Raw genomic sequence first — 26,755 nt, 5'->3', positions numbered from 1 at the left:
AACCCGATGACACAGACAGGCATTGCGCCGCTTGAGGGCGTCCGCGTCCTTGAACTTGGAAACTACATCGCCGCGCCTACGGCAGGGAGGATGCTTGCCGATTTCGGCGCGGAGGTCATCAAGGTGGAGCGGCCGGGAACCGGTGATGAGCTGCGCAACTGGCGCCTGCACAAGGGCGATACGTCCATGCTGTACCGCACCATTAACCGCAACAAGAAGTCCGTGGTCCTGGATCTTCGCACCGAAGCCGGGAAGCAGGCGGTGCTCAAGCTTGCCGCGAAATCGGACATCCTGCTGGAAAACTTCCGGCCGGGGACGTTGGAAAAATGGGGGCTCGGCCCCGACGTGCTCAACGAAGCCAACCCTGACCTGATCATCACCCGGATCTCCGCGTTCGGGCAGACGGGCCCGCTGTCCGAGCGCCCCGGCTTCGCCGCCGTGGCCGAGGCCTACGGAGGTTTCCGCAACCTTGTGGGTGACCCCGACCGCCCACCTGTCCGTGTCGGAGTTTCGATCGGTGACTCCATTGCGGGCCTGTACGCCGCCTTCGGCTCCATGATGAGCCTCTACCAGCGCGAAGCACGACGGCGGGATGCGGCCGGCGCGGTACCGCTCACCGAGCGGATCATCGACGTCGCGCTGAACGAGGCCATGTTCTCCATGATGGAATCCCTCATTCCGGACTACCAGGCCTATGGCGTCGACCGGCAGCGCGTGGGAGGCCGGATGGATGGAATCGCCCCTTCGAACGCCTACTTCTGCAAGGACGGTGCGAGCATCGTGGTGGCTGGCAACGGGGATTCCATTTTCCAGAGGTACATGGAGACCATCGGGCGCCCGGACCTGGCCGCCGATCCGGCACTGCAAAGCAACGCCGGCCGCTGGGCCCGCCGTGAAGAACTTGACCAGGCCATCGGTGCGTGGACAGGACAGCTGGATTCTGCGGAGGCACTCACCGCCCTCGATGCCGCCGGTGTCCCGGCCGGACCGATCTACACCGCGGCGGATATCAGCAGCGACAGCCAGTACGCTGCCCGCAACATGATCCAAAAATTCGATGTCTCCACAGGGGAGGAAACCCTGGCGGGCGTGGGCTTCCCCGGAATTGTTCCGGTGATCGGTGAGCAGTCGCTCCCCATCCGGAACCTGGGCCCCGACCTGGGTGAGAACACAACGGAAATCCTCGTCGGACTCCTCGGGATGGACGAGGCAGAAATCAGTGCGGCATCGGGCCGCGAGGAGGCACTTCAGGCATGACACAACCTTCAAACGGCAGCCACTTCGCTCCGCCCGCTGAATTGGGCAAAGCCGTCCTCCGGGACGTCACCCTCCGTGACGGACTCCAGCTCACCGGCAAGCTCCTTTCCACGGACCAGAAACTCGAGACGGTCCGGGAGCTGCTTCGCCTGGGCGTTCCGGCCATCGAGCTGGGCTCGATGGCCCGGCCGGACCTCGTCCCCACCATGGCCAACACGCTGGAAGTGGTCCAGGCCCTGACTCCGGAGGAACTGGAAAAATGCTGGATCTGGGTGGCCACCCCCGGGCACGTGGCCAAGGCGGCCGCCGCCGGGGCACGGAACTTCCAGTACTGCCTCTCAGCGTCGGACTCGCACAACAAGGCGAATATCGGCCGCACCACGGACGAAAGCCTGGCGGCACTGCCGCAGGCGGTGGAGTACGCGCAGGCGGTCAACGGACAGATCCAGCTTTGTATTGCGACGTCGTTCACGTGCCCCTTCGAGGGCAGAGTGCCGGAGGAGCGCGTCCTGTCCATCGCCAATGACCCGCGCGCCGAAGGCACCACGGACATCGTCCTTTGCGACACTCTCGGGCAGGCCATCCCCGCGCAGGTGTCCGGCCTGGTCACCAGGGTCAGGGAAGAATCCCCGGCTCGGAGGATCGTCTATCACGGGCACGACACCTGGGGACTTGGCGTGGCGAATACCCTGGCCGCCATCCAGGCGGGTGCAGCGATGGTGGACGGCGCACTCGGCGGCCTGGGCGGCTGCCCCTTTGCCCCGGGGGCCAGCGGAAACACCTCCAGCGAAGACATCCTGTTCGCCACGCGTCCGGGGTGGCTCACGACGGAAACGTTCGGTGACCTCGTAGTCCTGTCCGAGAAGCTGCTTGCCGAACTGGGCGAACCCAACCGCTCCAAAGCCGCCCAGGGTGCCCGTTCCAAGGCGGCCGCTTTCGAATGGGTCCTGCCCGCAGACAGTGCCGCCGCACCCTGCACCACGGGAGGCAACTGAAGATGGCCAGCAGTTTCCTGGTGACCACCGCCATCCCGGATCCCGGGCTTCAACTGCTGGACGACGCCGGACGGGTCACCGTGCTGCCCGAACCTCCCGACTACGGGACCCTGGCGGCGCTGTGCGCCTCAGGCGATTTCGACGTCGTCCTCACCCAGCTGCGGGACGTGATCGATGCGCCGCTCCTGGCCGGTGCCCGGCTGAAGGGCGTATCCAACTTCGCCGTGGGATACAACAACATTGACGTGGAGGCCGCCACCAGCCACGGCATCATCGTTGGCAACACGCCAGGCGTCCTGACCGACGCCACTGCGGATATCGCCATGCTGCTGATTCTCGGCACCGCGCGGCGTGTGGTGGAGGCAGACATGTTTGTGCGCGCCGGCCAGTTTCATGGCTGGGAACCCGAACTCCTCCTGGGCCGCGACGTCTCCGGTGCCGTGCTGGGCCTCGCCGGGTTCGGCAGGATCGCCCGCGCCACCGCCAGGCGTGCCCTGGGCTTCGGCATGGAGATCATCTTCTCGCCGCGGCCGCCCGGCGACCGTCACGTCAGCGACGAGGAACTCGGCGAGTTCGCGGGCAAAGTGCGGCAGGTGCCGTGGGAGGAACTCGTGGAGCGGAGCGACTTCCTGTCCGTACACGTCCCGCTGCACCACCAGACCCGTCACCTGGTGGACGCGGACGTGCTGCGCCGCATGAAACCCAATGCGATCCTGATCAACACCGCCCGCGGGCCGATCGTGGACGAGGCGGCACTCGTGGATGCGCTGCGGGGCGGCATCATTGCCGGCGCCGGGCTGGACGTCTTCGAGGATGAACCCAGGCTGGCACCCGGCCTGGCCGAGCTGCCCAATACGGTCCTGTTGCCGCACGTTGGCAGCGCCACGGTTTCCGTCCGGAGCGAAATGGCCCGGTTGAGCGCGCTGAACGCTGTGGCCATCGCAGAGGGACGTGTGCCGCCGCACGCGGTCAACCCCCTGGCCATGTCCCGGTAATTTCCGCGCTACACCTCGCCGGGAAACCGGCCGCCGATCAGTCTGGTCATATGCTCCGCTGTTGCCAGCAGCGGTTCCACCCATGCCTCGCAGGTTTCCAGCGGCATCCGCAGGGTAGGTCCGCTGATGGTCAGTGCCCCGACCAGGCCGGCCGCCGAGTCGAACACGGGTGCCGAGAGACCGGAGGCGCCGTCTTCCCGTTCGCCAACGGTGATGGCAAAGCCGTCTCTCCGGGTTGTCTTGACCGCGGTTTCCAGATCCTCGGAGCTGGTAATCGTGGATTCGGTGATGGATTCCAGGGGATCGCGAAGAACGGCGTCCATGAGCTCCTCATCCCAGGCGAGGAGCACCCGGCCGGCGGAACCAGCGTGGAGTGGGAGGAGCTTGCCCAGGTGCATTTCGCGGCGAAGCGCGTGCCGGGTTTCAGCAATTGCCACACACACGCGGTAGTGCTGTTCAGCCTTGAAGAAGCACGTGGTCTCGCCGGTGGTGTCCCGGAGGGTCTTGAGCACGGGACTGAGCACGTCCAGGACTTCCATTCCGCGGGTGGCCGGGGCGGCCCAATATGCCATCCGCATCCCGATGCGGTAGGCGTCTTCTTCCCGGTCCAGGAAGCCCTCGGAGGTCAAATTCGTCACCAGGCGCTGAACCGTGGAGTTGGGCATTCCGGTGGATTCACGGATATCGGACAGCGAGAGGACCGGCCGGGACAGCGAGAAGGCGTCCAGGATGGATGTGATTTTTGCGAGGACCAGCAAAGTGTTGCTGTTGGACTTCGCTGCAGAATCGGGAGCCGCCATAGGACTCACGCTAGACGGTGGGTGCACCCCGGTCCAATCCCGCTCAGGAAAGCGGACGACGGCGGGAGGTCCCGCCGTCGTCCGCTGCTGTACCTGCCCCCGACGCTGGAAAAGTCCGGACTAGAAGGTCCGCGCGTTCGCGAGCACCGGCAGCTTTCCGCGGACGTCGGTGATGACGACGGGGTCGATGTCCACTACGGCCAGCTCGGGTTCGGCGCCCAGGGTGACCATCGGGGAGCCGAGCGGGGAAACTACGGCGCTGTGGCCGATTCCGGTGGGCGCGGCTCCGGCGGACGGCAGGCCGATGCTGGCGGGATCACCCTGCCCGCATGCCACCACGAAGGTGGTGCTGTCCACCGCGCGGGCACGGACCAGCAGGTCCCACTGCTCCGCCTTGCCTTCCCCTGCGCCCCAGGATGCACAGACGATGTTGACCTGGGCTCCGGCACGGGCGTTGGCTGCGAACAGTGCGGGGAAACGCACGTCGTAACACGTCGCGAGGCCGATCACCGTGCCGTTGAGTTCAAAGGTCACCGGCGACGTGCCGGCGTCCACGGAGTCCGACTCCGCGAAACCAAATGCATCGAAGAGGTGGATCTTGTCGTAGGAGGTCTCGACGCCCGGGCCGGTGACGAGCAGGGTGTTGCGGACGCGGCCGCCGTCGCCCGGGGTAAACATGCCCGCCACAACGGTGATGCCCAGATCCAGGGCGATGCTGCGGACCGCGGCGGCCCAGGATCCGTCCAGCGGCTCGGCGATATCCGCCAGGCTGTTGCCGAAGGCGCGCATTGCCGCTTCCGGGAACACCACCAGCTCGGCCCCGGCGGCTTTCGCCCGTGTGGCGTATTCTCGAATGAGCTCCAGGTTGGCGGCCAGATCGGCTCCGGTGATGATTTGGGCCACTGCTAAACGCATGAAACTACTCCAGACTGTTGTATACATAATGTATGCGAAAAAGTTCGGGGACGGCGGCGTCCGGCCGCGAGAAGGCGTACGCGTACCTGCGGGAAAACATCCTGATAGACCCGGAGGTACAGGGGAAGTTCCTCAACGAGCAGGAGCTGGCCGCCGAAATCGGCGTCTCGCGCACGCCGGTCCGGGAGGCGCTCCTGCTGCTCGTCTCCGACGGCCTGGTGGAACTGATCCCGCAGCGCGGAGCGTATGTTCCACCCGTGACGGGCCGCGAAATGTCGGAGCTGATGGAACTTCGCGGCGTGCTGGAGAGCCACGCCGCCCGCCTCGTCATTGAACAGAGCCGGGTGCCGGCGCAGACCATGCAGGACACCCTGGACCAGCAGGCCCGGCTTCCCGAGCAGATGAACGCGGAGGCTGCGCAGGAGTTCATCCGGCTGGACACACTCTTCCACCAGCAGCTGATTGACGCTGCCGGCAGCGAGCTCATCTCCCGGACCTACAGCAAGCTCCACGTCCGGCAGATCCTGGTGGGCGTCTCCGCCCTGTTCCGCACCGGCGGCCGGCGCGGGCAGGTGTGCGCCGAGCACCAGGACATCCTCGATGCCCTGGTGTCCGGCAACGCCGTGAAGGCGCAGGAAGCCATTGACCATCACCTGGCTGTAACCCGGGACATCCTGCTCCGCACGTAAGTGCCTGTCACTTGGAATCGCTTGAGCCGGACGGCTGGGTTGCCACGCTGGCTCCTTCCAGCAGCAGGCGGTAGTCCGCGTCCTCCACGGTGTCGTTGTCCCGGCCGAGGGCCAGTCCCACTACGGTGACGGCCGCTGCTACGGCAACGTATATGGCCACCGGGATCCAGGTGCCGAACTGGGACAGGAGCAGCGTGAACATCAGCGGGGCGATGGCGCCGCCGATCACGCCGGCGAACGTGTAGGCCAGCGAGCTGCCGGTGGAGCGGAGCCGAGGCGAGAACTGCTCCACGATGAAGGCGGCCTGGGGGCCGTACATGAAGGAGTGCGCCATGAGGCCCAGGACAATGCCAATGACGAGCATCGGCTCGTTGTTTCCGCCCAGGATGCCGAAGAAAATGAACGTCCACACGGCTCCCACGACAGCGCCGACCCCGTAAACCAGGCGGCGGTTGAAGCGGTCGGACACGGCGCCGGCCAGCGGGATCATGAAGAGCTGGAATGCGGAGCCCACCAGGACGGCGGTGAGTACCTGGTTGCGTTCGTAGCCCAGGACCTGGATGCCGTAGGTGAGGGTGAAGACCGTGAACAGCGCGTACAGCACATCCGGGCCCACGCGGCACAGGATTGCGGCGATCAGCGGGCGGAGCTCCCTGCGGAAGACCTCGTAGATGGGGGCGTGGGGCTGCTCGCCGTGGGCCTGGATGGCCTTGAAGACGGGGGTGTCTTCCAGCCTCAGCCTGATCCAGAGGCCGAAAGCCACCAGAAGGGCGGAGACGAGGAAGGCGATGCGCCAGCCGAAGGAGAGGAACTGGTCCTCGGTCAGTGCCAGCGTGAGGACCGCCAGGGCGCCGTTTGCCATCAGGTTGCCTGCGGGCGGGCCCACCTGGGCCGCGGACGCCCAGAAGCCGCGCCGGTGGGGATCGCCGTATTCGCTGGAGAGCAGGACGGCGCCGCCCCATTCGCCGCCCACGCCCACGCCCTGGGCGAAGCGCAGCAGGACCAGGATGATGGGGGCGGCGATGCCGATGGTCGCGTAACCCGGCAGCACACCGATGAGCACCGTGGCCACACCGATGATCATCAGGGTTGTCACCAGGACCTTCTTGCGGCCGATCCGATCGCCGAGCCTGCCGAAGATGATGCCGCCGACCGGCCGGGACACGTAGCCCACCGCGTAGGTGGAGAAGGCCAGGATGGTGCCCGTCAGGGGATCGGACGTCGGGAAGAAGACGACGGGAAATACGACGGCAGCTGCCGCCGAGTAAACGGCGAAGTCGTACCACTCGAGCGCGGTGCCAGTAAGGCTGGCTGCGAAGGCCTTGTACAGGCCTTTGGGGTGAATCGGCTTATGCGGACCCGGCGTTGTGCCGGGCGCCGGGACTGGGACGTTTGCCATGGTGTTGTCCTCCACGAGATTTATATAGTGACGCCTGTCACGCTGGCGTTAAATGTATACATTACGCATACTGGATGTACATTGGCGACCGTTTCCGGTTTCTGGCTTGTAAAAACTTCTCCAGCAGCACACGCAAAGGATGGACCACCATGACGACTCTGACCTTCGAACTTCCCGACGGCAGCACCAAGGACGTACCGGTAAAGCACCTCCTGAACGCAGGCTACGCAGGGCGGGAGCAGGACGAAGTTCAGGCCCACATCGCCGAATTGGCCGAACTCGGCGTTCCGGGCCCCACCACCACTCCGGCGCTGTATCCGGTCTCGCCGTACCTGGCGCAGCAGGTATCGGAAGTCCGCGTGCAGCATGGGCGGACCTCCGGGGAAGCCGAGTGGGCGCTGGTGATCACTGAGGACGGTGTGCTGCTCACGGTCGCCTGCGACCACACGGACCGCGAGCTGGAGGTCCACGGGGTGGCCTGGAGCAAGAACGCGAGCCCTGACGTTCTGGGCCGCAAGGCCTGGCGCCTCGACGAGGTGCGGGACCACCTGGACCAGATCACGCTGAAAGGCTGGGTGGGGGAGGGCGATACGCCGGACACGCTGATTCAGGACAGCTCGCTGGCGGCCCTGCTGACGCCGGACTACTGGCTGGACGTCCTCACGGAACGTGGCCTGAACGCACCGGGGACCGTCCTCATTTCCGGCACCGTGGCCATGACACACGGCGTGAACCAGTTCGCCCGCAGCTGGAAGGTGGAAATGGCGGACCCGGTAACCGGCGCCTCGGTGGACGCACAGTATGTTGTGGAGCAGATGGCCGAACCGATCGGCTAGGTCGCCTGAATCGGCAACAGAAAGCGGACGACGGCGGGTTCTTCCCCGCCGTCGTCCGCTTTCTGCCGTGGGGGCGGATTCGTCGGCAGCCGCGCAGGCTCAGTCCCCGCCGCCACCTCCGCCGCCGTCGCCACCGCCTCCGCTACCTCCGCCGTCACTTGAGTTGTCGCCGTCGCCGTAATAGCCGCCGGAGCCCGAGCCGTCTGAGCCGACGAAGCGCCTTCGTGGCGTCATGACGCCGAACAGCAGCACGCCGGCTGCCTGGGGATCGCCGCCGGCGGCAGCAAAGGCGGCTTGCCGCTTTATGCCGGCTCGCCAGATGGTGAAAAGGAATACGGCATAAGAAAAGGCGACTCCGGAGAACGTGGCCGCCCGGGCTGCGGAATCCTCAAGCCCCAGTGCGGCGATCAGGGCAGCTCCGAAGAGCAGTCCGACCGGAAAGGCAGTGAGGAGGCGCAGGATCAGCCGCCACACCAGCTTTGCTTTCGGGACGGGAAGGGGATTCAGATGCCCGATCCCGGAACTCCGGCGACGACGCCGGTGAACCGGCTTGGCTGATGGTGAAGTGTTCTTGATGGCGCTGCCCCCAGGCTCTCGTGAAGGGCAATAATATCCCGCCAGAGGGGGAGGGCCGGCTCACAGCTGCGGCATAAAGGCGGGGAACGCCAATACAGCTTCGCACCTCTGGCCGACATCCGCGTTCTGTGCTGGGCTGTCTGGTGGGCTGAGCCTGAGACAGGCGCCGCCTACCATTCGGCCCGCAAAGAAGGGATCTGCTTCATGGCAACGTTCAGGATCGGCTACTTCGTTGGAAGCCTGGCCCGCGGCTCCATCAACCGCACCCTCGCTAACGCCCTGATCAAACTGGCCCCCGAAGACCTTGAGTTCACCGAGATACCCATCAAGGACCTCCCGCTGTACAGCTATGACTACGACGCCGATTTCCCGCCGGCCGGCCGTGCGCTGAAGGAAGCCATTGAGGGCTCGGACGGCATCCTGTTCGTGTCGCCGGAATACAACCGGTCCATCCCCGGAGCGCTCAAGAACGCCATCGACTGGGGATCCCGCCCCTGGGGCAGCAACTCCTTCGCACGCAAGCCCACCGGCATCATCGGCGCCTCGCCGGGCAGCATTGGCACAGCCGTGATGCAGTCCTCGATGCGCGCCGTCCTCAGCTTCCTCGACGCGCCCCAGCTCAACGCGCCAGAGGCCTACGTGAAGTTCAATCCGGCCGCATTCGCCGACGACGGCACGGTCACAGACGAGGGCACCGCGGATTTCCTGCGCCACTACATGGAGGAATACGGGGCGTTCGTGGAGCGCGTGCTCGCCGCCAACGCGCCCGGACACATCGGCGACCTCAAACCGGACGCGGCCAAGCTCTCGCGTTAGGTCCCAGGCAGGGCAATACGTCTCAGGCAGTCTGCTCGAGGATGAACTTCACTGTGGCTTCGGGCTGGTCCCAGTGCGGGAAGTGGCCGCAGTCTTCGAACCAGTGCAGCGTCGCGTCCGGGTAGCGCTCCGCGGCAACCTTCGCCTGGCTCGCCGGCGTGACTCTGTCCTGCCGGCCCCAGCCGATGGCCAGCCGGCCCTTGAGCGATCCGAGGGGCGCGCCGGGCTGCTTTGGCCCGTGCGCCAGCGACTTGCGCGCTTCGTCCACGCTTGGCGACGTCCTGAAGCCGCGAAGTTCGGTCATCACCTGCTGCGGATCCAGCTTCCAGGGCCGGACGGAGAACTGTGACAGGAGCGCAGTCCGTCCTGCGGCGTGCCGGGTGAGGAACGGCAATACCGGCTGGAGCCGCCGCACCAGCGCAATGGACGCCGTGATGGTCGTGTTGAAGACGGCCAGTTGGCGGTCATTCCAGAACCCGCCGGGGTCGAGTGCCACCACGGAACCCGCATGCCCGCGGCGGGCAAGCTCAATCACTATCCGTGCGCCCATGGAACTGCCAACCAAGTCGGCATTCTCGAGGCCCGTTTCGCTAAGGAACTCCTGCAGGGCGTCGGTCAGCGTGCCCATGGTGACCTTGCCCGCCAACGGGGCGCTGGCCCCGAAGCCGGGAAGATCCACCGCGATCACCTCGCGCTCGGCGCTCAATGCCGGCACCACCGGATCCCAGTTGCGGATGCTGGACCCCAGTCCGTGGACCAGCACCAGCGGCCTCCCGGTTCCGGTCCGTTCCATGTTCAATGTGGCCACTGCTCACCTTCCGTTGTCCGTTGCGCGGCCGGCTGGCCGCCCAACGGCAAGGGTGCGTGAAGCCAGTTTAGGCAGACTAAAGCGGACGACGGCGGGACGTCCCGCCGTCGCCGCTGTACTCTGCTATTTCACGACATGGTGCTGCGCGGCTATTTCACGACATGGTGCTGCGCGCTGACGCTCGCGGCAACGTCATAGTCAGCCCCGTGCATGTCCTCGCACAGTGCAACGCACGCACCGATGCGGGCCCTGAACTCTGGATCCTGCTTCCAAGCGTCCCGGGACGATTCGTCGGCCCACTCCGAATACGACATGTAGCGTCCGGGGGCACCCTTGTCATGCAGGAGTTTGGCCACCACCATCGACGGGTAGTTCTCCCGTGACCACTGAAGAAATTCCGTCCACTTTTGCACGAATTGTTCGTCGTTCCCTTGCTTTACATGCCAGACCCCGGAAGCGTAATGCTCTGCCATCGGTCTCACACCCTTTCCAGACTGCCCCAATAAAACAATTTTAGGACCGGCGGGTTCGTTAAGAACCGGGTTCTGGGTGCCTCCAAAGCCGTGCGGGAGACGTATTGAAACTCGTCAGGAGCCTCTGAATACTGGAATGCAAGCTATTCAGGATTCGGCCCGGGGACGGTGGGAACATGCCCAGTGAGGGAGCCAGTGGCGCGTTCAGGCGCCGGGTGGAACGTGCCGCTGAACTGCGCGCCGTCCGTGCCACCGGCATGACGGCCCAAGAGGAAGCTGAGCTCACCGCCGCCGAGGAAAAGGAACGGGAAAAGCGCCGGAAGGTGGATGACGCCAGAAGGGCCGAATACCTGATCCGTGACGCGATGGCACAGGGGAAGTTCGACAACCTCAAGTACGCCGGCAAGCCCATCCCCGGGCTGGGGGAGGGCTACGATCCCGATTGGTGGGTCAAGGGACTGATCCAGCGAGAGAACATCACGGGCATGGGGCCGAAAGCCATCCTCCTGCGGACCGAGGACTCCGAGTTGGATGCCAGGCTCGACGCCCAGTACGCGGAGAAGCAGGTCCGCGACATCCTGGAGGACTTCAACAAACGCGTGATCGATGCCCGCCGCCAACTCCAGGGCGGGCCGCCCGTTATCACCAAGACCCGTGACGTCGACGCGGAAGTGGAACGCTGGCGTGAACGGCGGGCGGCCGCCACCGCAGCAGCGCCGCCACCGGAGCCCGAAACGAAGCGCTCCTGGTGGCGGCGGAACCGGCACGGCAGCAGGTGAGGACGCCCCCAGCCTAGGCGGCAGGTGTACGGGTCAGACGGTGCGGGTAGCCCGTTCGAGGTTCTCGGTGAGCTCGGCCGCGTTCTGGCGCACGACGTACGCCGGACGGTCGCGTTCCACGCGCCAGCTTTCGGACAGCGGGCCCACGTTGACTGTGTCGAAGCCGAACTCGTCATAGAAACTCGTCACCAGGTCAGCCGCTTCGGGATAGTCGCTGGCCGTGGCAAGTGCGCGGCGGTTTGCCGTCCCCGCAGGCGCCCCGTCAGTGCCGATCTCCTTGGCCATGATGTGGTTGAAGCCCTTGGCCACCTTGGACGTGGGAAGGTGCTTCTGCAGCAGGCCGGACGTTGTGGCCTGGCCGCTGTCGAGCTCCGGGAACCGACCGTCACGTTCCCAGTAGTAGTTGTTCGTGTCAATGACCACCTTGCCCTCCAACGGCTGCACCGGAAGGTCTCCGATGCTCCTGAGCGGCACGGTTACGACGGCGAAATCGCCGGCTGCGGCCGCCTCCGCCGGAGTTGCCGCCCGGGCCCGTGGCCCCAGCTCCGCCACGATGCCCGCCAGCGTCTCCGGTCCCCGAGAGTTGCTGATGACCACGTCATAGCCGAGCTGCACCGCCTTGCGGGCAATCTGGCTTCCAATATGTCCTGCACCGATGATTCCGATTGTTGTCATGTCCGGGCCAACGCCACCCCGGCGGTGGATATTTCACAGCGTGCAATAAATCGTTATAACCGGCCACAGTTCGGCGCCAATCACGCCGCGTGCGGTCCGGAAGGCCAGGTACGGCGCCACAATGTAGAGACCGGCGATTTGGCTTAGGAGGATGGCATGCGCTCGCCAGTATCTTCCCGTTTTAGTTCCCCTGCGGCCCTTCTTCTTGCCTGCCTGCTGGTTGGCTGCGGCCAGCAGCCCGGGCCTCCCGGGGCGTCGCCGGCAACCGCGAGCGATCTGCCGGCTTCAGCGACGTCAAGCGCACCGGCGGGATCGACGCGCACCCCGGGCCCGGGCGAAACAAAAGGCCCGGAGGCAACCGCAGGTTCCGGGCCGTCTGCTGCCTGGACCACCTACACAACGGCGGACGCCCAACTGACCTTCGACCTTCCCGCAGCCTGGCGGGTGGAGGACCCGGCGGGCGAGCTACCGGAGGGCGGCGGCGCGTTCGCCGAGATCACCAATCCTGCCGGGAAACCGCTGGCCACGCTCCGGACCAACATGGCAACAGGCTCCACCTGCACGGACAGGTACCCCTACTCCGTCCTGGACTCGCAGGACATGACGGCGCTGACCCTGAAGGGGGCCACGCCCCGGTTTGTGTTTGAGACGCGCGGAACGGCGACGGTTCCCGGGCCGGCAGATACCCCGGCGGCAGCCTACGGCATCACGTCGGGCCCGCCCCCGTCCGGAGACTCGGCGTGCGCCATCTTCCACTTCTTCACCTGGCCGCCCACGGCCGCCATGTTCGGGGCGTTCTACAGTCCGGCGAACAACGAGACTCCGGGGGACGCCGCCCTGCCGTATCTGGAGAAAGCAAAGATGTATACAGAGACCGCCGAGTACCGAGACATCAGACGGATGATCACGTCCCTGCGCCCGGCGGGTTAGCCGCCGGCGGACTACAGCCAGTCCTCCTCAAAGTCAGGATGGTCGGCATAGGGTAACGCCAGTGCCTTCAAGGAACGTGTGGTCCACTCGATGGCCTCCGGAATCCAGCGGGATTCCTCCTCGAACGGGTCGCTGACCATGGTGGCCAGCGCCGTCTGCCGGGCTGATTCGACAATACGGATGACCCTTTTCTTCGCCTCGCACTCCAGCAGCAGGCGGTGTTCGTACCATCTGCCTGACTCGGACACCGAACGGTCACCGAGGATTTTGCGGGCCGCGGCCTCATCCTCCCTGATGCGCTCGGTCAGGAATTCGACAATATCCACAGCTATTCACGCGCCGGCGGCCGCCCCATCCGTGATGTCTGCGCCTGTGGTGTCGGCGCCTTCGGCGGGATCCTGTGAATGCACCCTGATATCCCGCGGATCAGCGTTCTCGTCGCCCTCGGCAGGAGCCTCACTGTGGACACGCTCCGACGCCTGTGGGTTCTCGCTCATGTCCGCTCCTTTTGATGTGGTTCCTGCTGTGAATGGTTGACGCCCCACTACTGATCATCTAGCGCCTGAAGTTGCGGGGCTGTCAAGAACCGGCCCGCCAGGAACCATTCCGGCGGGACCGGGGAGGAGTGGAGGACAATAAGTCCCATCGGATGACGGCCCACGCGAAGGAGCACCACGGTGTCAGACACGAACGGACCACGGCGCGCGGCGCAGCAGATGCAGGAGGCGGCCCGTTACCTGGCCCGTGCCGCCAGGAACCTGGACACGCCCTCGGACAGCCACGAGATCCTCCGCAGCCTCCTGGAAACGCAGGGGTCCATCGCCCAGACCATACGGGAGCTCGCCGAATGGCACCGGGCGGCGGCGGCAGGCACGTACTACTCCCGGCCCCATGACGAGAGTGCCCGCGGCGTCATGACCGCGGTGTCCGAACTGGACCTGGCGGCGCAGGAGGCTGACGCCCTCCAGGAAACGCTCAACCGGGCCCATGGTGGAAGCAGCGTAGTGGACTGGCTGGAGACGCCAGACGCTGAGGCGTCCGAACCGGAGCCGTCGCCGAAGAAGCCCCGCAACGACTGACAGGCGGGGCCGCTGCCCGGCCGGTCCAGAACGCAAGAGGACGACGGCGGGATGTCCCGCCGTCGTCCTCTGCCTTCAGTTGTTATTGCCCGCTACGCGTGCGCGTAAGTGAGGCAGTCCGCGTTGTCGGCGCCGGGTCCCACATGGACTTCGGGAGCCTTGCACATCAGATGGTCGTTGTGGACGCATTCCGTGCGCTGGCACGCTCCGACGTCGGCCAGGACCTTGGGCAGGCCGCCATGCATGCCGATGTCGATGAAGGTGGCGCAGGATGCGTGGTCTGTGGTTCCGCCCACCGTGATAGCGGCGGCGTTGCAATTCGAATGGTCGTTGAAGGAACAGTTGGTAACGCTGCAGTCTGCAACATGCGTTGTCATGGGAAGATCCTCCGTGGTTCGGCTGCCCCGTGCGGGCTGCTCCCTGTGTCCACGGTAGGCCTGTTATGCCCGATCAAAAAGACCCAATCGTGTGACCTAATTATTCAGGTCGCAGGGCTAGGGCATTAGGCCCTATGTGCGGGCCGGGCGGCGCTCCTAGAATATAGATACGGGCCGACGGCACGACTCCCGGCACGTCCGGGGGGCCTTCCCAAAACCGCCGCCGGCCCCTCACCCAGGGCCTGAAGAGTCGGCCCTGCCCTACGCGAAGCTGTCTTCCTTCTCCCGCTGTGCGTCAACTTCCTGCCGTCCCGCGCCGTCCCGTACCTCTGCCGGAGCGGGCGTGTGGTGATGGAACGGGTTGAACCTGCTGCGGGACAGTTCACCGAAGGCATAGGCGGTCTCGGCATGTTCGGAAAGGTCCACGCCCACCGTTTCGGCTTCCTCGCTGACGCGGAACCCGATTGTCCGGTGGATGGCGCGGCCGATGACCAGCGTGCCCAGACCGGACAGGGCGATGGTGACCAGTACTGCGACCGTCTGGGCCACGAGCTGCTGTATGCCGCCGCCGTACAGGAGGCCGCCGCCCAAGCCGTCCACCGGAAGGGCGATGAAACCAAGTGAGAGCGTGCCGATGACGCCGGCTCCGAAGTGGACGCCCACCACGTCCAGCGAATCGTCGAAGCCGAACCGGTATTTCTGGTCCACGAAGACCGCGCAGGCCGCACCGGCCACGAGTCCCAGGCAAAGGGCAGCGAGGGGGCTGATGTTGGCGCACGACGGGGTGATTGCCACGAGGCCGGCGACCACACCGGATGCTGCTCCCAGGGACGTGGGGTGCCCGTGGCGGATCTTCTCGGTGACGAGCCAGCTCAGCATGGCGGCGGCCGGGGTGACCAGGGTGTTGACCCAGATGAGGCCTGCCTGCTCCGCCGTGGTGGCGGCGCCGCCGTTGAAGCCGAACCAGCCGAACCAGAGGATGGCTGCGCCGATCATGATGAAGGGAACATTGTGCGGTCGGTGGTTGGGGTCCTTGGCGAATCCCTGGCGCTTTCCCACGATCAGTGCGAGGACGAAAGCGGCGGTTCCGGAGCTGACTTCGACGACGGCGCCGCCGGCGAAGTCGATCACCTGGCCAAAGACTGCGGTGAGGGCGCCGCCGGCACTCATGAGTCCGCCGCCCCAGATCATGTAGGCGAGCGGGCAGTAGACGAGCGTGACCCAGACGGGGACGAAGAGGGCCCAGGCGCTGAACTTGGCGCGGTCCGCGATGGCACCGCTGATGAGGGCAACGGTGATGATGGCAAAGGTGGCGCTGAATCCGGCTTTCAGCAGATCCGGCGAGCCCATGAGGTTCTGCAGGCCGAAGTTGGCGAAGGGGTTGCCGAACAGGCCCAGGATGCCGTCACCGGTGGTCATGGAGTAGCCCCACAGGACCCACACGACGCCAACGATGCCGGCCGAGATGAAGCTCATCATGATCATGTTGAGCGCGGCTTTGGCGCGGGTCATGCCGCCGTAAAAGAGGCCGAGGCCCGGGGTCATGAACAGCACCATTGCCGACGACAGCATCAGCCAGACGTTTTCCGCAGAGATTTGCACCTGCGTGTCCCTTCTCATCAAGTCTTCCGTACGGGACCTCGTGTCTTCCGGGCCACGCCCCCGGTCAATAGTTCACGTTGCGTGTTTCCGGTAATGGGGCGGCAAGTTGCCGGAAAGTTACAGGAACGGAGCCTGCATGAAGATCACGTGACGGCCTTGTTTCGGGCATGTTAACGGGGCCTCTTGGGTGGTGCCTCCCGATGGTGCCGGGCGGTGCGGGATCCCTGCAGCGGCGCGGGGACGGCGGGGGGCGCAGATAGTGACCGGATAGGTGGGAGGAAAACGGGCACGTTTCAGCAAGATGACTGGTGGCTCACCGCGGATAAGGAGCGGAGAGAGGACGACGGCGGGACGTTCCGCCGTCGGAGGTTCCGCGGCCGGGAAGGCGGCTACCGGGTAGGCGCCGGCGTCGGACCCTGCGGGGGGCTCATGGACGCAGGCGGCGGCGGGAATGGCTGCGCCGGGTACAACCCGGCCACCGCCATCATGTAATTTGCCCACTGCGGCCCGGCCAGCATGTAGCCGTCGATGTTCTTGTAGAAGGTGCCGTTGATGGTGACGTTCTGGCCCGCGCGTTTCTGGCCCTCCAAGGTGTCTCCGAAGAAGGACACCGTGGCCAGGCCGGTGGTGTATCCGGCCACCCAGGTGGCGCCGTTGTTGTTGGACGTTCCCGTCTTGGCCGCCACCGGCACCCGGCTTTGCACCTTCGGGTTGATGTAGACGCCGGAACCCATCTTCAGGACATCCTGCAGCACGGCATTGACGCCGCGGGCCACTTCGGGTTTGACGGCGGCGCGGCACTGCGTTGCCTCGGCCGGATAATGCCGCCCTGCAGGGTCACTGACATCCGCCACCGCGATCGGGCTGCAGTACCGGCCGTCATTGGCGAACGTGGCAAAGGCGTTCGCCAGGTGCAGGGGAGCCACCCCGATGGCACCCAGCAGGTTGCCGAGCTGGTGCATGTTCACCTGGGCACCGTCCAGCCCGCTGTGAAGTCCCACCGCATCCACCATCTTCTGGATGCCGCAGAAATCCAGCTGGGTAGCAGAGGCAAAGGTTGCCGTATTGATGGAGTTGTACAGGCCGTAGTTGATGGGCATGGGCCGGTAATACCCCTGGTCGTTATTCTGGAGATCGTCCGCCGCACCGAGACCGGCGTTCTTCTCGGCCGTGCTGTAGGCGCCCAGAACCTTGCCGCAGCTGGACCGCCACGGAAAGTTCAGCGGGTAGGTCCGGCGGGACGCATCGATCATCGCGTTCAGGGGTTTGCCCTCGTTCAGCCATTCCGCGAAGGTGAACGGCTTCATGGTTGACCCCGGCTGGAACCCGCCGGCCCCGTTGAGGTCATTGCCGTTGCCGTCCCTGGAATCGACGTTGAAGTTCAGCTGGGTGTCGAATTTCCCTTCCGCCGGCAGGAACACGGTGTTCTGTGCCATGGCCAGGATCCGGCCGGACCCGGGCTGGATGGTGACCAGGGCGGCGCCCCACTTGTCCGGGTTCGCTCCGGCGGTGGCATCCACCTGGGACTGGGCGGCGGCCTGCAGCCTGCTGTCCAGGGTGGTGACGATGGTCAGCCCGCCGCGGTACAGCAGCCGCTCCCGGTCCTTGAGCTCCGCTCCGTAAGCCGGGTTGTTCAGGATCAGATGGGATACGTAGTCGCAGAAGTACGGTGCCATTACGGCGGCGGCACAGCCCTGCCGGCCCGGGGTGGTCTTCAGTTCCACACCGGTGGCGACGGCGGCGTCGTGCTCGGCCTGGGTAATCTTGCCCAGTTCCAGCATGCTGCCAAGCACCTGGTTGCGTCGTTGCAGCGAGTTCTCCGGATTGGCGGAGGGGTTGTAGAAGCTGGGGCTGTTCACCAGGCCCGCCAACAGTGCGGCCTGGGGCAGGGTGAGGTCCTTCGCAGAGGTGCTGAAGAAGTGCCGGGCCGCCGCCTCGATGCCGTAGGCGTCCCGGTTGAAGAACACGATGTTCAGGTAACCCTCAAGGATCTGGTCCTTGGTGAACTTCTTCTCCAGCTCAATGGCGAGCTTCATCTCCCGCAGCTTGTCGCCCACCGTCTTTTGGCCGCTGAGGATGACCTCGTCGGTTTGTTCCGCAGAAACGTGCGACTCATTGATGACGTTGGTGACGTACTGCTGGGTCAGCGTGGATGCACCCTGGCGGTCGCCCTGGGTGAAGTTGTATGTCAGGGCGCGGAGGATGCCCTGCGGGTCAATGCCGGCGTGCTCGTAGAAGCGGCTGTCCTCGATGGCGATGATGGCGTCCTTGATGTACGGCGACATCTGGTCGAGGGTGACCCGCACGCGGTTTTCGGCGTAGAACGTGGCGATGGGCTGGCCGTCGGCGGTCACCATCTTGGTGGACTGCGACGGGACATCGACCGTCAGTTCGCCGGGCAGGCTGTTGAAGTACGTGATCGAGTTGTTGACGGTCACCGTGCCGGCCGCCACGCTGGGGCCGACCAAGCCGGCCGCCAGGACGCCGCAGACGGCACTCACGGCAACAAATCCGACGAGCCTTCCCAAGGCCGCGGTTAGACGGGAACCCCATCGCTTCTTCGGCGCCATTTTTTGTCCAGCTATCGAGCGTGCCAGTGCCTCAAGAATACGCCCGACGGCCGCCCGCGAGCCAGAGCCCGACGGTGATGCCCGGCTGGCGGGCGGCCGCTCAGCCTGCGTAGGGGTCGGCGATGCCGATGTATTGGGTGGTGGTGTATTCGGCGATGCCTTCGGTGCCGCCTTCGCGGCCCAGGCCGGACTGCTTGACGCCGCCGAAGGGTGCCGCGGCGTTGGAGATCACGCCGGCGTTGAAGCCCACCATGCCGAATTCGATCTGCTCGGCCACCCGCAGCAGCCGGTTGAGGTCGCGGCTGTAGAGGTAGGAGGCAAGCCCGTACTCGGAGGCGTTCGCCAGCCGGATCGCGTCCTGCTCGGTGCTGAAGGTGGTGACGGGGGCGACGGGTCCGAAGATTTCCTGGCCGAGGATGGCGGCGTCGTTGGGGACGTTGGCCAGGACGGTGGGCGGGTAGAAGTAGCCGGGGCCCTCGGCGGGTGTGCCGCCGGTGAGGGCGGTGGCTCCGGCGTCGACGGCGGCGCTCACCAGGGCGTGTACGTCATCGCGGGCGCCGCCGTCGATCAGCGGACCGACCTGGGTGGCGGGATCGGTGCCGCGGCCGGTGGCCAGGGCACCCATGGCGGCGGCGAACCTGGTCGTGAACTCCGCGGCGACGGATTCCTGGACGAGGAACCGGTTCGCGGCGGTGCAGGCCTCGCCCATGTTCCGCATTTTCGCGGCCATGGCACCTTCGACGGCCTTGTCCAGGTCCGCGTCCTCGAACACGATGAAGGGTGCGTTCCCGCCGAGTTCCATGGAGGTGCGGAGCACGTTTTGCGCGGCGTCGGCCATCAGGCGTTTGCCCACCGGGGTGGAGCCGGTGAAGGAGACCTTCCGCAGCCGGGAGTCCTTCAGCAACGGCCCGGAAATCCCGGAGGCCGACGAGGAGGAGACAACGTTCAGGACTCCGGCGGGCAGGCCGGCGTCGAGCATGGTCTGCGCGAAGTACTGGGCCGTCAGGGGCGTGAGTTTGGCGGGTTTGAGGACCATGGTGCAGCCGGCGGCGATCGCGGGGGCGACCTTGCGGGTGGCCATGGCGAGCGGGAAGTTCCACGGGGTGATCAGCAGGCACGGGCCGACGGGTTTGTGCTGGACGAGGATCTTGTTTTTGCCTTCGGGGGTGGTGAGGTAGCGGCCGTAGTCGCGGACTGCCTCTTCGGAGAACCAGCGCAGGAACTCGGCGCCGTAGGTGACTTCGCCGCGGGCTTCGGCCAGGGGTTTGCCCATTTCCAGGGTCATCAGCAGGGCGAAGTCCTCGGCGCGTTCGGTGACCAGGTCGAAGGCGCGGCGCAGGATTTCGGCCCGTTCCCGGGGTGCGGTTCGCGCCCAGGACGCCTGCGCGGCATCGGCGGCGTCCAGCGCGGCAACGGCGTCCTCGCTGGTGGCTGAGGCGAGGGTGGCGAGCACTTCCCCGGTGGCGGGGTCGTGCACGTCGAACGTGCCGCCGTCGGACGCTTCCACCCACTGGCCGCCGATCAGCAGGCCGGTGGGGACGGACGCGAGCAGCGAGGCTTCGCGTTCCGACGAAACGGCCGGCAAAAGGGCAGGGGGTAGCGCAGAAGTTACTGTCATGGGAAAGGTCCTTAAAGAGTTGTCAGTAGCTGGCTTTGGTTTCGGCCGGCTCAGCTACCGGGATGTAGTGGGCGGCCAGGGCTTCGGATCCGCGGGCCAGGATGGCGACGTCGGCGCCCACCAGGATGAAGGCTGCGCCGGCGTCGAGGTAGCTTTGCGCGGTGTCCCTGTTGAAGGCGTTGACGCCGGCCGGTTTCCCGGCTGCCCGTGCGGCGGCGAGGCAGCGTTCGACGGCGGCGCGCACCTTTGGGTGTTCCTGCTGTCCCAGCACGCCCATCGAGGCGGCGAGGTCGGAGGGCCCCAGGAAGATCGCGTCCACGCCGTCCACCGCCAGGATCTCCTCGACGGCGGCGACCGCGGCTTCGGATTCGATCTGGACCGTGACGCTGATGGTCTCCGACGCCCGCGCCAGGTAGTCCGGGATGCGGTTCCAGCGCGCGGCGCGGGCCAGGGCCGAACCGACCCCGCGGACGCCCTGAGGCGGGTACCGGGTGGCGGCCACGGCCGCTTCGGCTTCCGCGGCGGAGTTCACCATCGGGATGAGCAGGTTCTGCACGCCCAGGTCCAGGTACTGCTTGATTACCACGGTGTCGTTGACCGGCGGCCGGACCAGGGTGTGGACCGGGTAGCCGTGGATGGCCTGCAGCTGGGCGAGCACGGATTCGAGCCCGTTGGGGCTGTGTTCGGCGTCGACCAGCAGCCAGTCCAGGCCGGCCCCGGCGCAGAGTTCGGCGATGAGCGGGCTGCCGGAGCACACCCACATCCCTGCCAGGGGACGGCCGGCAGCGCCCGCTTGTTTGCGCAGGGCGTCGCGGAACGTGGCATCCGGTTCTACTCGAAACGGCATGTGACAACTCCCAGGGGTCCGTAGTCGGCGTGGACGGTGTCGCCCTTGTACACCCAGAGCGGACGGGTGAAGGAACCGGCCAGGATGATGTCACCGGCCTTCATCCCGTCGCCGTGCGCGGCGATCTTGTTGGCCAGCCAGTGCACGCCGTTGGCGGGGTGGTCCAGGACGCCGGCGGCGACGCCGGTCTCCTCCACGGTCTGGTTCTTGTAGAGGATGGCAGAGACCCAGCGGAGGTCCACGGCGTCCGGCTTCACCGGGCGGCCACCCACCACCATGGCGCCCATCGCGGCGTTGTCCGCGATGGTGTCCACGATGGTCCGGCCCTCCATTTCGATCCTGGAGTCCAGGATCTCGAGGGCCGGAACCACGTAGTCGGTGGCGTTGAGGACGTCGAAGATGGTGCAGCCCGGGCCTTTGAGCGCGTCTTTCAGGACAAAGGCGAGCTCCACCTCCACCCGCGGGTGGGTGTACTTATCCCACTGGACGGAGCAGCCGGTTTCGAGGACCATGTCATCGAAGATGGCGCCGTAGTCCGGTTCCGTAATGCCCGTGGCGGCCTGCATGGCCTTGGACGTGAGGCCGATCTTGCGCCCCACCAGGGTCCGCCCGGCTTCCTCGTTCCGGCGCCGCCACAGCTGCTGCACCGCGTAGGAATCCTCCACCGTCATGTCGGGGTACCGGGCCGTCAGACGGGGAACAGGAGTCCGGGACCGGCCTGCTTCGAGCAGTTCGTCGGCGATGGCTTCGATCGTCTTCGCGTCCATCATGGTTAGAGCTGCGCCCCGAGCTTGAAACCGGTATTCTCCCCGGCGAGACCATCCTCTTCCTTGCGCGTGTAGGAGAAGCCGTCGGCGCCTACCGTAACGGCCATCTCCGACTTTTCCTCGCGGACGATGACAGGCTGCGGGTTGCCGTCGAGGTCCAGGACCAGGGAGGCCTCGGTGTACCAGGACGGGACCACGGGGTTGCCCCACCAGTCGCGGCGCTGGTTGTCGTGGACGTCCCAGGTGATGGTGGGGTTGTCCGGATCGCCGGTGTAGTAGTCCTGGGTGTAGATCTCGATGCGGTGGCCGTCCGGGTCCAGGATGTACAGGTAGAAGGCGTTGGAGACGCCGTGCCGGCCGGGGCCGCGTTCGATCCTGTCGCTGATGCGCAGGGCGCCCATCTTGTCGCAGATCTGGATGATGTTGTGCTTCTCGTGCGTGGCGAAGGCGACGTGGTGCATGCGCGGGCCGTTACCGCCGGTCAGTGCGGTGTCGTGGACCGTCTGCTTGCGGTGCATCCACGCTGCGTAGGTGACGCCGTCGGAGTCCTGGATATCCTCGGAGACGCGGAAGCCGAGGTCCTCGAGGTACTTGCGGCCGCGGGGCACGTCCGGGGTGACCTGGTTGAAGTGGTCCAGGCGGACCAGTTCACCGGCGGAGTAGAGGTCGTAGCGCTGGGTGAGGCGTTCGACGTGCTCCACGTCGTAGAAGAACTCGTAGGGGAAGCCCAGCGGGTCCTCCACCCGGACGGAGTCGCCGATGCCCTTGGTGAAGCCGTCCTTGCGGCGTTCCGTGCGGCAGCCCAGTTCCTTGTAGTAAGCCTCGGCGGCGTCCACCTCAGCCGGGGACTTCACCCGGTAGGCGAAGGCGGCGACGGCGGCGATGGGGCCTTTGCGCAGCACCAGGTTGTGGTGGATGAACTCCTCGAGGGAGCGAAGGTAGATGTTGTTCTCATCTTCCTCGGTGACGTGCAGGCCCAGCAGGTCCACGTAGAACGCGCGGGACTTCGCGAGGTCCGTGACCACGATTTCCATGTAGGCGCAGCGGACGATGTCGGGGGCCGGGACGGAGGGGGTGGGAACGAAGTTGTGCTGTGAAACTTGGGTGTTCATGGGATTCTCTCTTCGTTGAAAGGGGGCCGGTAAGCGCGGGGTCGGAAAACTTAGGCTCCGAATTTGGGGGTATGGACGGTGCCCAGGGTGATGTGCACGGCCTGCTGGTCGGTGTAGAAATCGATGGAGCGGTAGCCGCCTTCGTGGCCCAGGCCGGAGGCCTTGACGCCGCCGAACGGGGTGCGGAGGTCGCGGACGTTGTGGCTGTTGAGCCACACCATGCCGGCCTCGACGTTCTGCGAGAAGTTGTGCGCGCGGGTCAGGTTCTGGGTCCAGATGTAGGCCGCCAGGCCGTACCTGGTGTTGTTCGCCAAAGCCAGCGCCTCATCGTCGTTCTCGAACGGGGTGATGGCGACGACGGGGCCGAAGATTTCCTCCTGGAAGATCCGGGCGTCCGGGGCGACGTCGGCGAACACCGTGGGGGCGATGTAATTGCCTTCGGGGAGGTGGCCCGGGCGGCCGCCGCCGGCGAGGAGCCGGCCTTCGGACTTGCCGATTTCCACGTAGGAGGCCACCTTGTCGTAGTGCTCAGGGTGGACCAGTGCACCGACCTGGGTCTTGGGATCGTGCGGGTCACCGACCACGATGTTCTTGGCGCGGGCGGCGTACTTTTCGCAGAACTCGTCGTAAATGGCGCGTTCGACGAGGATACGGGAGCCGGCGGTGCAGCGTTCGCCGTTAAGCGAGAAGACGCCGAACAGGGCGGAATCGATCGCGGCGTCCAGGTCGGCGTCGGCGAACACCACGCACGGGGACTTGCCGCCGAGCTCCATGGACAGGCCCTTGAGGTTGGCGGCGGCGTTGCGGAAGATCGTCTGCCCGGTGGTGGTCTCGCCCGTGAAGGAGATCAGCGGGACGTCCGGGTGCTTGACCAAGGCGTCGCCGGCTTCCTCGCCCAGGCCGTTGACCAGGTTGAAGACACCGTCGGGGAGCCCGGCGTCCTTGAAGATCTGTGCCCACAGGGAGGCGGAGAGCGGGGTGAACTCGGCGGGCTTGAGGACCACGGTGTTGCCGGTGGCCAGGGCCGGGGCGAGCTTCCAGGACTCCAGCATGAACGGGGTGTTCCACGGGGTGATGAGGCCGGCGACGCCGATCGGCTTGCGGTTCACGTAGTTGATCTGCGAGCCCGGGACCTTCATGGCGTCGTCGAACTGGGCCACGATCAGGTCCGCGAAGAAGCGGAAGTTCTCTGCCGCGCGCAGGGCCTGGCCCTTGGCCTGGGTGATCGGCAGGCCGGTGTCGAAGGTTTCCAGTTCGGCCAGGCGTGATTCCTGGGCCTCGACGGCGTCGGCGATTTTGTTCAGGACGCGGGCACGTTCGCGCGGCTTCATCTTCGGCCAGGGGCCGTTGACGAAGGCTTCGCGGGCGGCGGCGACGGCGAGGTCGATGTCTTCCTTCTGCCCTGCCGCCGCGGTGGCGTAGTTGGTGTTCGAGACCGGGTCCAGGACATTGAAGGTCTTGCCGCCCACGGAATCAACGAATTCGCCGTTGATGTAGTGCTGGATGTGGGTGGGAAGGTCCTGCGGAACGTAGTGGGCTGTGGTTTCTGCTGCAGTGAACGTCATTGTTTTTCCTTACCGCTCGGAGGGCTGGTGGTTGGGTGTCGCCTGTACCGCTGCCGGAGTGTGGGCAAGGTAGGCATCCAGGGTGGCGCTGCGGTGGTGGCGGGCGGCCATCTCGATCTGGTCGGCGCCGGCTCCGGTTTCAATCAGTTTCAGGATGGCTTCGTGTTCGTCCACCGAGTCATGGGCGCGGCCGGGGACAAAGCGGAAGGTGGAGGACCGCAGCGAGGCGAGCCGGTTCCAGCCGCGGTGGACGAGGTCAAGGATGTGCGGGTTGGGGCAGTGCTCGAACAGGACGCTGTGGAAGTCCTGGTTCAGCGCGGTGAAGCGGACGGGGTCGAAGTGCTGCAGGCATTCGCGCATCTCCTCGTTCACGGCACGCGCCCGGGCAATATCGGCTTCACCGATCAGGGGTGCGGACAGTGCCGTGGCGGCGCCTTCGACGATGCTCAGGGTCTGCATTGTGTAGAGGTACTCGGTGGGGTCGATCCCGGACACCGTGGCGCCGACGTTCCGTTCGAACTTCACCAGTCCCTCGGCCTCGAGCCGTCGGATGGCTTCGCGGACCGGGACCACGCTGACGCCCAGGTCCTCGGCGATCTTGGCGAGCACCAGCCGGTAACCGGGGGAATAGGTGCCGTCCACGATCCGGGCTTTGACGGCCGTGTAGGCCTGCTCGGATTTGCTGCCGGCAGCAGTCACCGTTTCAGTCATTTGCTGTTCCTGCTTCCCATCTGTTCCCATTCGTCATACTTAGTGCGCCATTCGCTGTTTAGCGGGTAGAGGCCGTCCACGCTGTGGCCCTGCTGCACCATCTCGGCGATGAACACTTCCTCGCGTTCCTGGGCGATTGAATCGTCCGCGAGTTCCTCGGCGAGGGCCGGCGGGATGACCAGGATGCCGTCCGAGTCGGCCACGATGATGTCGCCGGGCTGCACGGTGGTGCCGCCGCAGGCGATGGTGATGTCCGTGTCCCACGGGATGTGCCGGCGGCCGAGTACGGCGGGGTGCGGGTTGGCGTAGTAGGTGGGCATGTCCATAGCGGCCACTGCGGAGAAGTCGCGCACACCGCCGTCGGTGATGATGGCTGCGGCGCCGCGGACCTGGGCGCGGAGGGCCAGGATGTCGCCGATGGTGCCGGTGCCCTTTTCGCCGCGGGCCTCCATGACCAGGATCTCGCCTTCGTTGACGGAGTCGATGGCCTTCTTCTGGGCGTTGAAGCCGCCGCCGTGGGTCTTGAAGAGGTCCTCGCGGTTGGGGACGTAGCGCAGCGTCCGGGCCAGGCCCACGATCCGCTTCTCCGGCCGGGTGGAGGTCAGGCCGTCGATGCTGACGTTGTTCAGGCCGCGCTTGCGCAGCTGGGAGGACAGGGTCGCAGTGCAGACGCTTTCCAGTTTGGCCTTCAGCTCCGGGGTCAGTAGCGACGCCGGGGTCCCGGCAGGCGCCTCTGCTGACTGCGCCGGAAGGCCGGCGGCTTCCCGCGAACCGTACGCCTCCTCCCGCTGCACGTCATCGGTCTTGGGCAGGGCACCAAAGTCCGCGAACGCCGTCGTACCTTCCGTCACCCGGGTGACCAGCCGGCCGGTGCTGACGCCGGCAGCGGCGCCGCCCGGCGTCGTCGTACTGGTGCTGACTTCGACCTCGACGACGTCGCCCGGCTTGGCGACGGAGGCACCGGCCGGGGTGCCGGTCAGGATGATGTCGCCCTCTTCGAGGGTGAGGAGCTGGGACAGGTCCGCGATAAGCCGCGCGAACGGGAACAGCAGGTCTTCGGTGGTGTCGTCCTGGACCACGTCGCCGTTGTGCCAGGTGCGGATCCGGAGTTTTGCGGGATCCACGGTGTCCGCTGCGATCAGTCCCGGGCCCACGGGGGTGAAGCCGTCGCCGCCCTTGGAGCGGAGGTTGGAGCCCTTGTCCGCGTAGCGGAGGTCGTAGACGCCGAGGTCGTTGCTGGCGGTGACCCACTCGACGTGGCTCCAGGCGTCCTCGATGCCGACGCGGCGGGCCGGTTTGCCGATGATCAGGGCGACCTCGCCTTCATAGCCGAGCAGTTCGCAGCCGGCCGGGCGCTCGACGGTGGACGGAGCCTCCGCCGGGCCAAGGGCCAGGGAGGAAGAAGGCTTCAGGAAGTACGAGGGCTGCTCCGGGGTGCGGCCGCGCTGGGCTGCCCGGCTGGGGTAGTTGATGTGCACCGCGATGACCTTGCGGGCCGCGGCCAGGATGTGGTCGGTGACCTGTTCCAAGAGTTACTCCTCATCGAGTACGAAATCGTATACGA

The 26,755-nt window shown here is 66.1% G+C and carries 28 protein-coding genes; 9 read left to right on the top strand and 19 right to left on the bottom strand.

Annotated features, from left to right (window positions below):
- Nucleotides 1-6 precede the first annotated feature (6 nt).
- Genes J2805_RS18240 through J2805_RS18230 form a run of 3 tightly spaced genes read left to right on the top strand, consistent with a single transcriptional unit; the run spans nucleotide 7 to nucleotide 3,247 of the window.
- Nucleotides 7-1,257: a CaiB/BaiF CoA transferase family protein gene (locus tag J2805_RS18240; RefSeq protein ID WP_309978741.1), complete on the top strand. Its 1,251-nt coding sequence runs from the start codon at nucleotides 7-9 to the stop codon at nucleotides 1,255-1,257.
- Nucleotides 1,254-2,252: a beta/alpha barrel domain-containing protein gene (locus tag J2805_RS18235; RefSeq protein WP_309978739.1), complete on the top strand. Its 999-nt coding sequence runs from the start codon at nucleotides 1,254-1,256 to the stop codon at nucleotides 2,250-2,252. The genes J2805_RS18240 and J2805_RS18235 overlap by 4 nt, the downstream gene beginning before the upstream one ends.
- 2 nt (nucleotides 2,253-2,254) lie before the next feature.
- On the top strand, nucleotides 2,255-3,247 hold the full coding sequence (locus J2805_RS18230) for a 2-hydroxyacid dehydrogenase (protein ID WP_309978737.1): 993 nt from the start codon (nucleotides 2,255-2,257) through the stop codon (nucleotides 3,245-3,247).
- 8 nt (nucleotides 3,248-3,255) lie between these two features.
- On the opposite strand, the gene J2805_RS18225 is transcribed toward J2805_RS18230, so the two are convergent.
- Both J2805_RS18225 and J2805_RS18220 read right to left on the bottom strand, forming a co-directional pair.
- A complete protein-coding gene (locus J2805_RS18225; protein WP_309978735.1) occupies nucleotides 3,256-4,047 on the bottom strand; it encodes an IclR family transcriptional regulator in 792 nt (263 codons plus the stop codon).
- A gap of 120 nt (nucleotides 4,048-4,167) precedes the next feature.
- Nucleotides 4,168-4,962, bottom strand: a complete 795-nt coding sequence (locus J2805_RS18220) for a carbon-nitrogen hydrolase family protein (RefSeq protein WP_309978734.1) — start codon at nucleotides 4,960-4,962, stop codon at nucleotides 4,168-4,170.
- A 32-nt stretch (nucleotides 4,963-4,994) separates the two neighbouring features.
- Here J2805_RS18220 and J2805_RS18215 point away from each other — a divergent pair, with 32 nt between their 5' ends.
- Complete coding sequence (locus J2805_RS18215; RefSeq protein WP_309978731.1) at nucleotides 4,995-5,651, top strand: GntR family transcriptional regulator; 657 nt, start codon at nucleotides 4,995-4,997, stop codon at nucleotides 5,649-5,651.
- A gap of 7 nt (nucleotides 5,652-5,658) precedes the next feature.
- Here J2805_RS18215 and J2805_RS18210 read toward each other — a convergent pair whose 3' ends face one another.
- Nucleotides 5,659-7,050, bottom strand: a complete 1,392-nt coding sequence (locus J2805_RS18210) for an MFS transporter (RefSeq protein ID WP_309978729.1) — start codon at nucleotides 7,048-7,050, stop codon at nucleotides 5,659-5,661.
- Nucleotides 7,051-7,199: 149 nt separating this feature from the next.
- Here J2805_RS18210 and J2805_RS18205 point away from each other — a divergent pair, with 149 nt between their 5' ends.
- Nucleotides 7,200-7,886, top strand: a complete 687-nt coding sequence (locus J2805_RS18205) for a DUF2848 domain-containing protein (RefSeq protein ID WP_309978727.1) — start codon at nucleotides 7,200-7,202, stop codon at nucleotides 7,884-7,886.
- A gap of 99 nt (nucleotides 7,887-7,985) precedes the next feature.
- On the opposite strand, the gene J2805_RS18200 is transcribed toward J2805_RS18205, so the two are convergent.
- The gene (locus J2805_RS18200) at nucleotides 7,986-8,360 is read right to left on the bottom strand and encodes a hypothetical protein (RefSeq protein WP_309978725.1); all 375 of its coding nucleotides are present in this window, start codon (nucleotides 8,358-8,360) and stop codon (nucleotides 7,986-7,988) included.
- 306 nt (nucleotides 8,361-8,666) lie between these two features.
- Between J2805_RS18200 and J2805_RS18195 the strand changes: the two genes are divergently transcribed.
- A complete protein-coding gene (locus tag J2805_RS18195; protein ID WP_309978723.1) occupies nucleotides 8,667-9,278 on the top strand; it encodes an NADPH-dependent FMN reductase in 612 nt (203 codons plus the stop codon).
- Between the two features lie 22 nt (nucleotides 9,279-9,300).
- On the opposite strand, the gene J2805_RS18190 is transcribed toward J2805_RS18195, so the two are convergent.
- Both J2805_RS18190 and J2805_RS18185 read right to left on the bottom strand, forming a co-directional pair.
- Nucleotides 9,301-10,086 carry an alpha/beta fold hydrolase gene (locus J2805_RS18190; protein WP_309978721.1) on the bottom strand — a complete coding sequence of 262 codons (786 nt, stop codon included), beginning with the start codon at nucleotides 10,084-10,086 and terminating at the stop codon, nucleotides 9,301-9,303.
- A gap of 149 nt (nucleotides 10,087-10,235) precedes the next feature.
- On the bottom strand, nucleotides 10,236-10,559 hold the full coding sequence (locus J2805_RS18185) for an antibiotic biosynthesis monooxygenase family protein (protein ID WP_309978719.1): 324 nt from the start codon (nucleotides 10,557-10,559) through the stop codon (nucleotides 10,236-10,238).
- A 176-nt stretch (nucleotides 10,560-10,735) separates the two neighbouring features.
- On the opposite strand from J2805_RS18185, the gene J2805_RS18180 reads away from it, so the two are divergent.
- The gene (locus J2805_RS18180) at nucleotides 10,736-11,338 is read left to right on the top strand and encodes a DnaJ family domain-containing protein (protein WP_309978717.1); all 603 of its coding nucleotides are present in this window, start codon (nucleotides 10,736-10,738) and stop codon (nucleotides 11,336-11,338) included.
- Between the two features lie 33 nt (nucleotides 11,339-11,371).
- On the opposite strand, the gene J2805_RS18175 is transcribed toward J2805_RS18180, so the two are convergent.
- A complete protein-coding gene (locus J2805_RS18175) occupies nucleotides 11,372-12,013 on the bottom strand; it encodes an NADPH-dependent F420 reductase (RefSeq protein WP_309978715.1) in 642 nt (213 codons plus the stop codon).
- Nucleotides 12,014-12,169: 156 nt separating this feature from the next.
- On the opposite strand from J2805_RS18175, the gene J2805_RS18170 reads away from it, so the two are divergent.
- Nucleotides 12,170-12,943 (top strand): hypothetical protein, encoded by a 774-nt coding sequence (locus J2805_RS18170; RefSeq protein ID WP_309978713.1) that lies wholly within the window; start codon nucleotides 12,170-12,172, stop codon nucleotides 12,941-12,943.
- Nucleotides 12,944-12,954: 11 nt separating this feature from the next.
- On the opposite strand, the gene J2805_RS18165 is transcribed toward J2805_RS18170, so the two are convergent.
- Both J2805_RS18165 and J2805_RS18160 read right to left on the bottom strand, forming a co-directional pair.
- Nucleotides 12,955-13,269, bottom strand: coding sequence for a DUF6221 family protein (locus J2805_RS18165; protein ID WP_309978712.1), 315 nt, complete (start codon nucleotides 13,267-13,269; stop codon nucleotides 12,955-12,957).
- Between the two features lie 6 nt (nucleotides 13,270-13,275).
- A complete protein-coding gene (locus J2805_RS18160) occupies nucleotides 13,276-13,440 on the bottom strand; it encodes a hypothetical protein (protein ID WP_309978710.1) in 165 nt (54 codons plus the stop codon).
- Between the two features lie 180 nt (nucleotides 13,441-13,620).
- On the opposite strand from J2805_RS18160, the gene J2805_RS18155 reads away from it, so the two are divergent.
- Nucleotides 13,621-14,022, top strand: coding sequence for a hypothetical protein (locus J2805_RS18155; protein WP_309978707.1), 402 nt, complete (start codon nucleotides 13,621-13,623; stop codon nucleotides 14,020-14,022).
- Nucleotides 14,023-14,114: 92 nt separating this feature from the next.
- Here the strand turns inward: J2805_RS18155 and J2805_RS18150 are convergent, their stop codons facing one another.
- The 10 genes from J2805_RS18150 to J2805_RS18105 all read right to left on the bottom strand — a co-directional run bounded on the left by J2805_RS18150 (nucleotide 14,115) and on the right by J2805_RS18105 (nucleotide 26,720).
- Entirely contained in the window at nucleotides 14,115-14,399 is a 285-nt protein-coding gene (locus J2805_RS18150; RefSeq protein ID WP_309978705.1) for a DUF1540 domain-containing protein, read from the bottom strand.
- Nucleotides 14,400-14,660: 261 nt separating this feature from the next.
- Entirely contained in the window at nucleotides 14,661-16,001 is a 1,341-nt protein-coding gene (locus J2805_RS18145; RefSeq protein ID WP_309978703.1) for an ammonium transporter, read from the bottom strand.
- A 389-nt stretch (nucleotides 16,002-16,390) separates the two neighbouring features.
- Nucleotides 16,391-18,571 carry a transglycosylase domain-containing protein gene (locus tag J2805_RS18140; protein WP_309978701.1) on the bottom strand — a complete coding sequence of 727 codons (2,181 nt, stop codon included), beginning with the start codon at nucleotides 18,569-18,571 and terminating at the stop codon, nucleotides 16,391-16,393.
- Between the two features lie 100 nt (nucleotides 18,572-18,671).
- Entirely contained in the window at nucleotides 18,672-20,189 is a 1,518-nt protein-coding gene (locus J2805_RS18135; protein WP_309978699.1) for an NAD-dependent succinate-semialdehyde dehydrogenase, read from the bottom strand.
- Nucleotides 20,190-20,211: 22 nt separating this feature from the next.
- Nucleotides 20,212-21,036: an HpcH/HpaI aldolase family protein gene (locus tag J2805_RS18130; protein ID WP_309978697.1), complete on the bottom strand. Its 825-nt coding sequence runs from the start codon at nucleotides 21,034-21,036 to the stop codon at nucleotides 20,212-20,214.
- Nucleotides 21,021-21,806, bottom strand: coding sequence for a 2-oxo-hept-4-ene-1,7-dioate hydratase (gene hpaH / locus J2805_RS18125; protein WP_309978695.1), 786 nt, complete (start codon nucleotides 21,804-21,806; stop codon nucleotides 21,021-21,023). Before hpaH ends, J2805_RS18130 begins: the two co-directional genes overlap by 16 nt.
- 2 nt (nucleotides 21,807-21,808) lie before the next feature.
- Complete coding sequence (gene hpaD, locus J2805_RS18120) at nucleotides 21,809-22,915, bottom strand: 3,4-dihydroxyphenylacetate 2,3-dioxygenase (RefSeq protein ID WP_309978694.1); 1,107 nt, start codon at nucleotides 22,913-22,915, stop codon at nucleotides 21,809-21,811.
- Between the two features lie 50 nt (nucleotides 22,916-22,965).
- A complete protein-coding gene (hpaE, locus tag J2805_RS18115) occupies nucleotides 22,966-24,480 on the bottom strand; it encodes a 5-carboxymethyl-2-hydroxymuconate semialdehyde dehydrogenase (RefSeq protein WP_309978693.1) in 1,515 nt (504 codons plus the stop codon).
- Between the two features lie 9 nt (nucleotides 24,481-24,489).
- A complete protein-coding gene (locus J2805_RS18110; RefSeq protein ID WP_309978692.1) occupies nucleotides 24,490-25,191 on the bottom strand; it encodes a GntR family transcriptional regulator in 702 nt (233 codons plus the stop codon).
- Nucleotides 25,188-26,720: a fumarylacetoacetate hydrolase family protein gene (locus J2805_RS18105; protein ID WP_309978690.1), complete on the bottom strand. Its 1,533-nt coding sequence runs from the start codon at nucleotides 26,718-26,720 to the stop codon at nucleotides 25,188-25,190. Before J2805_RS18105 ends, J2805_RS18110 begins: the two co-directional genes overlap by 4 nt.
- Nucleotides 26,721-26,755: the final 35 nt, after the last annotated feature.

This window comes from Arthrobacter oryzae (assembly GCF_031454875.1).
GTDB classification, from domain to species: domain Bacteria; phylum Actinomycetota; class Actinomycetes; order Actinomycetales; family Micrococcaceae; genus Arthrobacter; species Arthrobacter oryzae_D.
This window is presented reverse-complemented; position numbering and strand designations above follow the sequence as displayed.

Bases quoted from the DNA above. Each gene is read 5' to 3' on its own strand.
- J2805_RS18240 (WP_309978741.1), top strand. From the start codon at position 7: ATGACACAGACAGGCATTGCGCCGCTTGAGGGCGTCCGCGTCCTTGAA.
- J2805_RS18235 (WP_309978739.1), top strand. From the start codon at position 1,254: ATGACACAACCTTCAAACGGCAGCCACTTCGCTCCGCCCGCTGAATTG.
- J2805_RS18230 (WP_309978737.1), top strand. From the start codon at position 2,255: ATGGCCAGCAGTTTCCTGGTGACCACCGCCATCCCGGATCCCGGGCTT.
- J2805_RS18225 (WP_309978735.1), bottom strand. From the start codon at position 4,047: ATGGCGGCTCCCGATTCTGCAGCGAAGTCCAACAGCAACACTTTGCTG.
- J2805_RS18220 (WP_309978734.1), bottom strand. From the start codon at position 4,962: ATGCGTTTAGCAGTGGCCCAAATCATCACCGGAGCCGATCTGGCCGCC.
- J2805_RS18215 (WP_309978731.1), top strand. From the start codon at position 4,995: ATGCGAAAAAGTTCGGGGACGGCGGCGTCCGGCCGCGAGAAGGCGTAC.
- J2805_RS18210 (WP_309978729.1), bottom strand. From the start codon at position 7,050: ATGGCAAACGTCCCAGTCCCGGCGCCCGGCACAACGCCGGGTCCGCAT.
- J2805_RS18205 (WP_309978727.1), top strand. From the start codon at position 7,200: ATGACGACTCTGACCTTCGAACTTCCCGACGGCAGCACCAAGGACGTA.
- J2805_RS18195 (WP_309978723.1), top strand. From the start codon at position 8,667: ATGGCAACGTTCAGGATCGGCTACTTCGTTGGAAGCCTGGCCCGCGGC.
- J2805_RS18185 (WP_309978719.1), bottom strand. From the start codon at position 10,559: ATGGCAGAGCATTACGCTTCCGGGGTCTGGCATGTAAAGCAAGGGAAC.
- J2805_RS18180 (WP_309978717.1), top strand. From the start codon at position 10,736: ATGCCCAGTGAGGGAGCCAGTGGCGCGTTCAGGCGCCGGGTGGAACGT.
- J2805_RS18175 (WP_309978715.1), bottom strand. From the start codon at position 12,013: ATGACAACAATCGGAATCATCGGTGCAGGACATATTGGAAGCCAGATT.
- J2805_RS18170 (WP_309978713.1), top strand. From the start codon at position 12,170: ATGCGCTCGCCAGTATCTTCCCGTTTTAGTTCCCCTGCGGCCCTTCTT.
- J2805_RS18160 (WP_309978710.1), bottom strand. From the start codon at position 13,440: ATGAGCGAGAACCCACAGGCGTCGGAGCGTGTCCACAGTGAGGCTCCT.
- J2805_RS18150 (WP_309978705.1), bottom strand. From the start codon at position 14,399: ATGACAACGCATGTTGCAGACTGCAGCGTTACCAACTGTTCCTTCAAC.
- J2805_RS18140 (WP_309978701.1), bottom strand. From the start codon at position 18,571: ATGGCGCCGAAGAAGCGATGGGGTTCCCGTCTAACCGCGGCCTTGGGA.
- J2805_RS18135 (WP_309978699.1), bottom strand. From the start codon at position 20,189: ATGACAGTAACTTCTGCGCTACCCCCTGCCCTTTTGCCGGCCGTTTCG.
- J2805_RS18130 (WP_309978697.1), bottom strand. From the start codon at position 21,036: ATGCCGTTTCGAGTAGAACCGGATGCCACGTTCCGCGACGCCCTGCGC.
- hpaH (WP_309978695.1), bottom strand. From the start codon at position 21,806: ATGATGGACGCGAAGACGATCGAAGCCATCGCCGACGAACTGCTCGAA.
- hpaD (WP_309978694.1), bottom strand. From the start codon at position 22,915: ATGAACACCCAAGTTTCACAGCACAACTTCGTTCCCACCCCCTCCGTC.
- hpaE (WP_309978693.1), bottom strand. From the start codon at position 24,480: ATGACGTTCACTGCAGCAGAAACCACAGCCCACTACGTTCCGCAGGAC.
- J2805_RS18110 (WP_309978692.1), bottom strand. From the start codon at position 25,191: ATGACTGAAACGGTGACTGCTGCCGGCAGCAAATCCGAGCAGGCCTAC.